11 protein-coding genes are annotated in these 9,432 nt (G+C 64.4%); 7 read left to right on the top strand and 4 right to left on the bottom strand.

The annotated features are described in order from the left end of the window. Positions 1-80: 80 nt before the first annotated feature. Positions 81-785 carry an SDR family NAD(P)-dependent oxidoreductase gene (locus tag ACLP4W_RS17635; protein WP_442388073.1) on the bottom strand — a complete coding sequence of 235 codons (705 nt, stop codon included), beginning with the start codon at positions 783-785 and terminating at the stop codon, positions 81-83. A gap of 83 nt (positions 786-868) precedes the next feature. On the opposite strand from ACLP4W_RS17635, the gene ACLP4W_RS17630 reads away from it, so the two are divergent. From ACLP4W_RS17630 to ACLP4W_RS17610, 5 genes are all read left to right on the top strand, one after another. After that, positions 869-1,834, top strand: coding sequence for a TIGR03621 family F420-dependent LLM class oxidoreductase (locus ACLP4W_RS17630; RefSeq protein ID WP_442388071.1), 966 nt, complete (start codon positions 869-871; stop codon positions 1,832-1,834). 108 nt (positions 1,835-1,942) lie between these two features. Next, the gene (locus ACLP4W_RS17625) at positions 1,943-2,845 is read left to right on the top strand and encodes an enoyl-CoA hydratase/isomerase family protein (protein WP_442388069.1); all 903 of its coding nucleotides are present in this window, start codon (positions 1,943-1,945) and stop codon (positions 2,843-2,845) included. Then, on the top strand, positions 2,842-4,152 hold the full coding sequence (locus ACLP4W_RS17620) for an aromatic ring-hydroxylating oxygenase subunit alpha (protein ID WP_442388067.1): 1,311 nt from the start codon (positions 2,842-2,844) through the stop codon (positions 4,150-4,152). The genes ACLP4W_RS17625 and ACLP4W_RS17620 overlap by 4 nt, the downstream gene beginning before the upstream one ends. Beyond that, positions 4,152-4,487 carry a hypothetical protein gene (locus ACLP4W_RS17615; protein ID WP_442388065.1) on the top strand — a complete coding sequence of 112 codons (336 nt, stop codon included), beginning with the start codon at positions 4,152-4,154 and terminating at the stop codon, positions 4,485-4,487. The genes ACLP4W_RS17620 and ACLP4W_RS17615 overlap by 1 nt, the downstream gene beginning before the upstream one ends. A 14-nt stretch (positions 4,488-4,501) precedes the next feature. Continuing rightward, positions 4,502-5,116: a TetR/AcrR family transcriptional regulator gene (locus tag ACLP4W_RS17610; protein ID WP_442388064.1), complete on the top strand. Its 615-nt coding sequence runs from the start codon at positions 4,502-4,504 to the stop codon at positions 5,114-5,116. Positions 5,117-5,240: 124 nt separating this feature from the next. Here the strand turns inward: ACLP4W_RS17610 and ACLP4W_RS17605 are convergent, their stop codons facing one another. The 3 genes from ACLP4W_RS17605 to ACLP4W_RS17595 form a co-directional block, all read right to left on the bottom strand. Further along, positions 5,241-6,455 (bottom strand): cytochrome P450, encoded by a 1,215-nt coding sequence (locus tag ACLP4W_RS17605; protein WP_442388062.1) that lies wholly within the window; start codon positions 6,453-6,455, stop codon positions 5,241-5,243. A gap of 11 nt (positions 6,456-6,466) precedes the next feature. Beyond that, the gene (locus ACLP4W_RS17600; RefSeq protein WP_442388060.1) at positions 6,467-7,300 is read right to left on the bottom strand and encodes a mycofactocin-coupled SDR family oxidoreductase; all 834 of its coding nucleotides are present in this window, start codon (positions 7,298-7,300) and stop codon (positions 6,467-6,469) included. Positions 7,301-7,380: 80 nt separating this feature from the next. Continuing rightward, positions 7,381-7,968, bottom strand: a complete 588-nt coding sequence (locus ACLP4W_RS17595; RefSeq protein ID WP_442388058.1) for a TetR/AcrR family transcriptional regulator — start codon at positions 7,966-7,968, stop codon at positions 7,381-7,383. 95 nt (positions 7,969-8,063) lie between these two features. Here ACLP4W_RS17595 and ACLP4W_RS17590 point away from each other — a divergent pair, with 95 nt between their 5' ends. Together ACLP4W_RS17590 and ACLP4W_RS17585 are read left to right on the top strand one after the other, a co-directional pair. Further along, a complete protein-coding gene (locus tag ACLP4W_RS17590; RefSeq protein ID WP_442388056.1) occupies positions 8,064-8,651 on the top strand; it encodes a PaaI family thioesterase in 588 nt (195 codons plus the stop codon). 15 nt (positions 8,652-8,666) lie between these two features. Then, positions 8,667-9,431 carry an SDR family NAD(P)-dependent oxidoreductase gene (locus ACLP4W_RS17585; protein WP_442388054.1) on the top strand — a complete coding sequence of 255 codons (765 nt, stop codon included), beginning with the start codon at positions 8,667-8,669 and terminating at the stop codon, positions 9,429-9,431. Position 9,432 lies beyond the last annotated feature (1 nt).

Here is a 9,432-nt window from a genome sequence, read left to right as displayed (position 1 = left end):
GGCGTCAGAATCCGGCGGCACCCACTTCCCGTCGATGAAGAGTTGGTCCCTGTCGTACATATTTTTTCTTAGGTCCCTCTCTAGGTGTTGCGACCGCCGTTGACCCCGAGTATCTGTCCGGTGATGTAGCCGGCCTCCTCGGACACAAAGAAAGCGCACGCCGCGGCGATATCCTCGGGCCGGCCGACCCGGCGCACCGGGGTGCGTGCGATGTGGTCCTCCACGCTGCCGCCGAGCAACTCCCGCTTCTCGGCACTGCGCAGCATCGGTGTGTCGATGAATCCCGGCGGTATGGCGTTGACGGTGATCCCCGACGGACCGTATTCCAGGGCAAGCGACTTGGTCAGGCCGTTGACCGCGGACTTGGCCGCGACGTAGTGGGCCATGAACGGCTGCCCGGAGTGGGTGCTGGACGACGAGATGTTGACGATGCGTCCCCAGCCGGCCTCGACCATGTCGGGGAGCACCGCCTGAATAGTGTGGAATACGCCGTTGAGGTTGACGTCGATCACCTTGGACCATTCCGCGAAGGACATATTCAAGAACTTCTTGAAGCCTTCGACCCCGGCGGCGTTGACCAGGACCAGGATCGGGCCGAACGCGTTGCGGATCGCCGCCACCGCCGTGTCGACCTGCGCACGGTTGGTGACGTCGACGACATAACCGAGGCCGTCGTCGGTGGGCGACAGATCGAGGACGGCCACCCCAAATCCGTCACTGCGCAACCGCTCTGCGATGGCGCGGCCGATTCCCGACGCACCGCCGGTCACGACCGCCGTCTTCACGCGCGCCCACCCGCCTTCCTGAGCGACCGCCCAAACGATGGGCTTCACATGCCTATCACCCGGTGTCGACTACGGTCAAGTCTATGGACAGGCCCCCATTTCGCTTCGCGGTGCAAGCGACCAACGCCCGCGGGGGGCGCGAGTGGCACGACACCGTCCGCAAAGCCGAAGACCTCGGGTACTCAACACTTTTCCTCGCCGATCATTACCTGGGGCCCGGACCGGCGCAGCGGGCTGCGCGCACCCCTCGCCAAGACCTGGCTCCCATCGCCGCGATGGCCGCGGCGGCCGCAGTGAGCCACACGCTGCGCATCGGGTGTCGGGTGTTCTGCATTGACTACCACGTACCGGCGGTATTGGCCAAGGAAGCGGCGACGCTTGATGTGTTGTCCGACGGCCGGCTGGAAATGGGCATCGGGGCCGGCTGGAGCGAGGTCGAGTACACCGCGATGGGCCTCCACTTCGACCGTCCGGGCCGGCGAATCGCCAAGCTCGCCGAGGTCGTTTCCCTCATCAAGGCCCATTGGCGAGGCGAAGAACTCGACTACTCGGGCGAGTTCGTACGGGTGCACGGGTACGCGGGGAGGCCACGGCCGGTACAGCGGCCACATCCGCCGATCATGATCGGCGGCGGCGGCGAGCGCGTGCTCTCGTTCGCCGGCCGTGAAGCCGACATCGTCAGCATCTCCAGCGTTCCCTTCGTGGCGCGCGACGCCGATGGCCTCGATCCGCAGGCGGTCGCTCAGCTGCGAGCCGGTTACGTCCAAGCCGCTGCCGGCGAGCGCTACCCCCATCTGGATGTCGAGAGTTCCCCGTACTTCGCCGAGATCACGAACGACCCCGAGACCGTTCTGGCGGGTGCGTCGACGTCGACGGGGATCCCGACCGACCTTTTGCGCAACCATCCCAACGTTTTAATCGGCCCGCCGGAACGCGTTGTGGAAATGCTGTATTCGCGACGGGAAACCCTCGGTGTCAACTACGTCACCGTGCAGCAGTCGCAGCTCGAATCGTTCGCACCCGTGGTCGACCGCCTGCACGGACGGTGAGCCTTGACCGGTAGCGGCTGAGGTGCAAGCATGGCAAATGCACGATTTGGGCGATCGCTCAAATGATGCACCGGGCCACTTTCACCACCGCGGGAATGAGACAACTCAATGGCAAAGCGGACCAGATACAGCGAGTACCACGATCGGTATGCCAACTACCGGCTCGAGCTCTCCGACGACGGAATCCTGTTGATGCAGTGCCACACCAACGGCGGCAGCCTGGTCTGGGACTGGCGGGCACACGACCAGATGTCGGACGCGTTCGCCGACATCGCCGGCGACCGCGAGATCAAGGTGCTCATCCACACCGGTACCGGCGAGAACTACAACGCGAACTGGGGGCGCATGCCCAATGGCGACCCGGTCGAGAAGCCCGATTATCTGCTTATGCCCGGTACCAGGGGCCTGCACAAGCTCGATGAAAAATCCTGGTATGCAAGGCATCTGATCACAAACGTGCTCGACGTGGACGTTCCGATGATCAGCGCGGTCAACGGCCCGTGCAACATGCACTCGGAGGTGCCGCTGCTCGGCGATATCGTGCTGGCCTCCGAGGACGCCTACTTCCAGGACGCGTCGCATTTCCCCCGCGGCCAGGTGCCCGGCGACGGCCAGCATGTCATCTGGAGCTTTCTGGCCGGCCACACCCGCGCCCGCTATTTCCTGTTGACCGGCATGAAGCTCGGCGCGGCCGAAGCCAAGCAGTGGGGCGTGGTCAACGAGGTGCTGCCCAAGGACAAGTTGCTGGACAGGGCCTGGGAACTCGCCCGCGAATTGGTCAAGCGCCCACCGCTGACGCTGCGCTACTCACGCCAGCTCTTCACCAATCCACTCAAGCGGGCCTTCATCGACGAGCTCGGCCACGGCCTGGCCCGGGAAACCTACGCGCAGCGGGCCTTCTTCCCGTTCGGCGGTGAGATGGCACCGCTGGACAGGGCCTGGGACCAAGCGCCTTGGTCCAACGGCGCACCCGCGCAAGACGATCAGCGCACCGAAGGAGTCCCATCGTGACCAGCATCCAGCAGCGACTCTCCACCGGCCGCGGCAAGTTCACCACCGATTATCCCGAACTCGGGACCGACCCGGTCAGCTACGACGATGCGATCTCCGAAGAATTCTTCACCGCCGAGCGCAAGGCCGTATTCGAGCGAAACTGGTTGTGCGTCGGACGTATCGAGCGGTTGCCGCGCAAGGGTTCGTATTTCACCCGCGACCTGCCCGGGCGCCTCGCGTCGATCGTCATGGCCCGCGACCGCGGTGACACTGGGGACACGGTGCACGCGTTTCACAACGTGTGCGCCCACCGCGGCAATAAGGTCGTGTGGCAGGAACACCCCGGGCGCGAGTCCTCGGGAACGTGTCGTGCGTTTTCCTGCAAGTACCACGGTTGGCGGTACGGCCTGGACGGCAAGGTCAACCACATCACCAACGAGGGCGAGTTTTTCGACCTCGACAAGAGCACGCTGCGCATGCCGCCGGTGCACTGCGAGGTCTGGGCGGGTTTCATCTTCATCAACCTCGCCGAGGACCCGTTGCCACTGCGCAGTTTCCTCGGTGACGGGCTATTGCCCATCGAGGCGTATCCGTTCGAGAAGATGACGCAGCATTACGGGTTCTCCACTCGGATCAACGGCAATTGGAAGCTGGCCGTCGACTCGGTGTGCGAGTGGTACCACCCGCCGTATGTGCACGGTCGCTTCATCGACCCTGACGTTTCCAAAGCCGAGAAGATGGTGCCGCCCGTCGACGCCTACCACTACGAACTGTTCCGGCCGCACATGCTCACCTCGGTCCCCGGACCGCCACCGCTGCCGCCGCGCGAACCTGGTACGGCGGGACCGGCCCGCCAGGACCAGCGTTGGGTCTATAAGCTGTTCCGCGCGGGGCTTTTCGGGCCCGACGATGTTCCCGACTTAGAACTGGGCGAGGCTCCCGCCTCGTTCCTGAACCGCGGCGACATCGCCTCGTGGGGCAACGACCAGTTCTGGCTCTTCCCGAACATTTCGATCCAGATCTGGGCGCGGAGCTACTACATCACCTACACCTACTGGCCCGAGACCGTCGACTCGCACATCTACGAGATCGACATGTACTTCGTGCCGCCCGCAAACGCGCGGGATCGGCTGGCGCAGGAGTTGGTGGTGGACAGCACGATTGAGTTCGCGATGCAGGACGTGAACACCATCGAAGCCACCCACTCGGCCCTGAAGACAAGGGCGCAGAACACATTCCACCTCAGCGACCAGGAACTGCTCATCCGCCAGTTCCACACGGTCATCCGCGACACGGTCGACGCCTACCGGGCCGGGGAGGCGTGATGTCCAACTTGGGATTGCCGGCGGGATTCACCGATCTCGAACCATTCGTTGCGGATTGGGCGTTGCCGACGCGGGCCCAACGCTACGAGGCGCGGCTGTCGAAGCCCTACGACGAACTGGTCACGTTCTACGACGCCATCGCGCCGAGAGCCGAGGAGGCGATCGTTTACCTGAATGGGCTCGACATCGACGCATTACCGGACGATGCGACCAGGTTGCTGCACCTGCTGTATTCGATGATCCTGGTCTCCTACGCCGTCAACGTGTTCAAGCAGAACCGCATCCCGGACTCCGGCGCCGCCTTCTTCGACATGGTCGCCGAACCCGCGGTGTGAGAAGACCACACACCATGACCGCGTCCGAACGACCCGCCAAGGCACGGGACTCCACCACTCGCGACATGCTGGTGGACGCAACGAGTCAGATCATGGTCGAGGAGGGTTACGCCGCGGCCACGTCGCGCCGGGTGGCGGCCAGGGCCGGTGTCAAACCGGCATTGGTGCACTACTACTTCCCCACGATGGACGAGTTGTACCTGGCCGTTTTCCGCCGCGGCGCGGCCGTCTACCTGGAGCGCCAGCAGCAAGCGCTGGCCTCGGACCGCCCACTGCACGCCTTCTGGGATACCCTCACCGAACCCAAGGACACCCGATTGCTGTTGGAGTTCATGGGCCTTGCCAACCACCGCAAGGAGATCAGGGCCGAGATCGCGGCCTGGTCGGAGCGGTGGCGCGAGCAGCAAATCACCGCGTTGAACTTTATTGTCCGCGGACATGGTATCGACACGGACGAGTTTCCGCCCGCGGGCCTGGCGGTCGTCATCGCCTCGATCGGCCGCACCCTGGTGTTAGAGCAGGGACTCGGCAGCGCCGGGGGCCATGACGAGGCCGTCGCGCTCGTTAAGCGATTCCTGGACCGATACGAGATGCCGACACCGAAGACTCGACGCGATCGCAATACGTAATCACAACAGCCACACCAGCCCCTACGGGAGTGCTGTAGGCGATTTCTAAACGTGATATCGCATGCGATAGCACGGTTGAAAACAGCCGTCCCGCACTCTTAGCGAGTGGGCTAATTCGGGTCACTCACGGCAGCACGACCCGCAGCCGCTCCCAGCCGCGGACCGTGGACGTCGACGCCAATTGCGCTGTGTCGTAATCGATGTCCCACTCGGGCCAGCGGTTGAGGATCTCATCCAGCGCAACCCGGCCCTCGAGGCGGGCGAGGTTCGCTCCCAGGCAGTAGTGCAGGCCCTTCCCGAATGTGAGGTGCGAGATGTTGTCGCGGTGGATGTCGAAGGTGTCGGGGTCGGTGTACCGGTGGGGGTCGCGATTGGCGGCACCGAACAGCAACAGCATGGCGCTGCCGGCCGGCACGGCAGTGCCGTAGCACTCGAAATCCTTTGCCATCCAACGGGCGACGTGGGGTCCAGTGGGCTCGAACCTCAGTGTCTCGTCGACGGTGCGGTTCAGCAGTGACCGATCCTGGTAGAGCTCGCGGCGCTGGTCCGGGTGCTCGGCGAGCACCTTGGCCAGCCAGCCGATCAGCCGACCGGTCGTCTCGTTGCCCGCTCCGGCCACCACCTGGGTGTAATGCAGCACCTCTTTGCGGGTCAGCTTTCGGTGTACGCCGTTCTCGTCGTCGAACTCGACGTTGAGCAGCGTCGTCATCAGGTCGTCCGACGGGTTGTGGGATCGCCATTCGACGTAGTCGGCATAGATCCGGCCATCGGCGATGGAGTCGGCGTTGGCGACCTTGAGCGGTGCACCCGGCTTGGTGCGCAGGTTGGCGTCGTTGGCGTCGCGTACCGAGATCTGTTCGGATTCAGGGATTCCCAGGAGCATTCCGATGACTCTCATCGGCATCATCGAAGCGAGCTCGGCAATTATGTCGAATCCATCGGAGCCGACGAGCGGATCCAGACACCGCACGCAGTACTGCCGGATCTGGTCCTCGATGGCGGCCATCCTGCGTGGGGTGAACACCCGCGACATCAGTCCGCGCAGCATGGTGTGTTCGGGCGGGTCCTGGAACATCATGACGCCGCCGGGCATGTCGAATTTGGACTTCACCAACTCGAGGATGTCACTGCGACGGCTGGAGAAGGCTTCCCAGTTCGCCAGCGCCTGTTCGACGTCGGAATGCCTTGATATCGCCCAGAAGTCGTACTTTGCGTTGTAGTAGATCGGTGCCTCTTCGCGCAGCCGCGCGTAGGTCGGATACGGGTCGGCATTGATGCCGGTGTCGTAGGGGTCGTAGTAGACGTCCGTGTCGTTTGCGGTGTCGTTTGCAAAGGTCATTGATACTTCCTTTACTTCAGGCAGCTTCCGGCATCCACTGGGAGCGCGACGCCGGTGATGTATCGCGCTTCGTCGGAGACGAGAAACAAGACGGCGTTGCTGATGTCTTCGGGGGTCACCCATGGGATCGGCAGGTAGTGGAAGCTCTGGCACACCGGCGCGAGATCGTCCGGTCCGGGGTTTTCCAAATCGGGCCGAAAAGCGCGGTAGGTGGCCTCGTTCATCAGCAATGGCGAATTCACGTGTGTCGGGAGAACGGCGTTGACCCTGATCATGTGCTGGCCCAATTCGACGGCAAACGAACGCATCAGGCCGATCACGCCGTGCTTCGCCGCGACATAGTGGCCGACGTGCGGGTAGGCCTTGAAGCCGGCGACCGACGACGTCAGGACGATCGAGCCGCCGCGATCGCCCGCCAGGATGTGCGGGACGCCGGCCTTCACCGTCTTCCACACCCCGCTGAGGTTGACGTCGATCATCTCCTGCCACAGCGCCTCGCCGGCCTTGTGCAGCTTTCCCGCCGTCGTACCGATGCCGGCGTTCGCCACGATCACATCCAGGCGCCCCAGCTGTTCGACTCCGCTGTCGACGGCGGCTCGCAGCGCGTCGAAATCGCGGACGTCGACTTCGGCGGTGACGACGCGGCCCCCGGCATCCTTGACCATCCCCGCGGTCACGTCGAGATCTTCCGGTGTCGCACCGTCGGCGGGAGATGCCTCGAATTTCCGACAGATGTCAATGGCGATGATGTCGGCGCCCTCCCCCGCCAGCCGCACCGCGTGGCTTCTGCCCTGCCCGCGTGCCGCCCCGGTCACGAATGCGACCTTGCCGTCCATCCGGCCCATTGCAACCTCCACCCAGCCGCTTTTGGGCGATCGCCCAAATAGTGGCGCAGCCCATGTCTAGCAGCAGGAAGATGAGCTCGTCAAGGGCTCAGCGCGGCATCGATCAACGTGGCCGCGGCCGCACGGGCATGCACGACGGGCGCGGTGTCGTTGAGCGATGTCGCCATCGCGGTGGCGCCCTCGAACAGCACCGCCAGCTGCTGCCCCAGCAGGTGGGGATCGGCGGCACCCGCCTCACGTGCGACGGCAATGAGGCGGCAAGTGAATTCCCGTTTGTGGGCGCGAACGATCTCGTCGGTACTGGCCAGCGACCCTGCCGATTCGACGACCGCATTGTGATAAGGGCAGCCGCGCACAACGTCCGAGCGGCGCAGGTCAAAAATTGCGAGCAGACGCTCCCGGGCGGGTAAGTCGGTGTCGTCGAGGCGCTTCTCGGTGGGCGAGCCGCCGCGGGCCTCGATGCCGCGAAGGTAGTTGTCCACAAGGTCGGTCTTGCTGCCGAAATGCTGGTAGAGCGTGCGCTTGGACACGTTGGCTCGCTGTGCGATGAGTTCGACGCCGGTCGCATGGATTCCGTTGCGGTAGAAGAGGTCGGCCGCGGCGCGCTCGATACGTTCGCGCGCCCCGCGCCCGCCGGGCGGACGCGTTCGCGAAGTGGCGGCGTTCACACCCTCATTGTACACCGATCGGTTTACAAGTGGTGAAATTGTCGATATGTTGGCCCTATCAGGTAAACCGATCAGTTTCCCGAAAGGCTCGGCTCATGACGGCTTCTCAGGATATGCGCGGCAGCACCGACACGGCAAGCACGGCGGATTGGGGCGCAGAACAGTCGCGATTGGTCAGCTGGCGCGACCCGACCACCACCCAGGCCACCGCCACGTCGATGTCTGGCCTTGCGTATTGGAGGGCGGTGGTCGACGGACACTTGCCGCCCCCACCAATCGGCGAACTCTTCCGAATGCGCGTCGTCGACGTCGGGAACGGGCGTATCACGTTCACGTGCACACCCGACGGTTCGATGTACAACCCGCTCGGAACGGTTCATGGCGGCACGCTGTGCACTCTGCTGGACACGGTGACCGGCTGCGCACTGCACACCACGCTGCCCGAAGGCGTCGGGTACACATCCATCGAGATCAAGGTCAACTACCTGAAGGCGGTCACCGCGGCAAGCGGCCCGCTGACCGCGATGGGCACCGTCGTCAAAGCCGGGTCGCGGATTGGGTTCACCGAAGCGACGGCCACCGACGCATCGGGAGCGCTCGTAGCTACCGCGAGCAGCACGCTGTTGATCTTCGATTTGCCCGGTCGCGCAAAGCATTCCAATACTAACGGAAACCATTCCTGAGAGGGCTTGTCCGCCATGTCATCCGTCCTCATCACAGGAGCCAACCGCGGCATCGGCCGTGCTATCGCGACCGAGTTCGCCCGCCGCGGGCACAGCGTCATCGCCACCGCGCGTGATCCACGCACGCTGGCCGACCTCGACGTCGCTCGACATCTAGCCCTGGACGTCACCGACGACGCCAGCGTCAACGCGGCCATCGCGGCCGCCGGCGACATCGACATCCTGGTCGCCAACGCCGGGGCAATCTTCTACGCCGCGGTGGAAGCCATCCCGTTGGACGAATTGCAACGTTTGTTCAACCTCAACACGATTGGCGCCATCCGGGTGGCTCAAGCGGTGCTGCCGCAGATGCGCGAACGCGGCGACGGGAGGTTGATGTTCCTGTCCAGCGTCGTCGGACGGGTCGTGCTGCCGCCCGGCGCGGCCTATGCGTCGACGAAGTGGGCGCTGGAAGCCCTCGTCGAAGCCCTGGCCATCGAGGTTGCGCCATTCGGCGTACAGGCCGCGCTGCTCGAGCCCGGAGCCGTGAGCTCCGGAGCCCTCGACGACGTGACCACCTACACCCTGCCCGACGATCCCTACACCGCGATCCTGAAAGGGGGCGGACCGCGCGCGGGGATCATCACCCCCGAGCAGGTTGCCGCCGAGGTGGTCGACGCTGCCGAGAAACCCCAACTGCCGCTACGGATTCCAATCGGTGACGCCGCGCGGGCGCTGTTGGCTGCGCGTCACACGGCACCCGACGACGTCCCGTTCGTCCCGACGAACTACTTCGCCTGAA

This window comes from Mycobacterium sp., from assembly GCF_052145595.1.
Classification (GTDB): Bacteria; Actinomycetota; Actinomycetes; order Mycobacteriales; family Mycobacteriaceae; genus Mycobacterium.
Note: the sequence above shows the minus strand (reverse complement) of the source record. Positions and strands in the feature narration are given on the sequence as shown.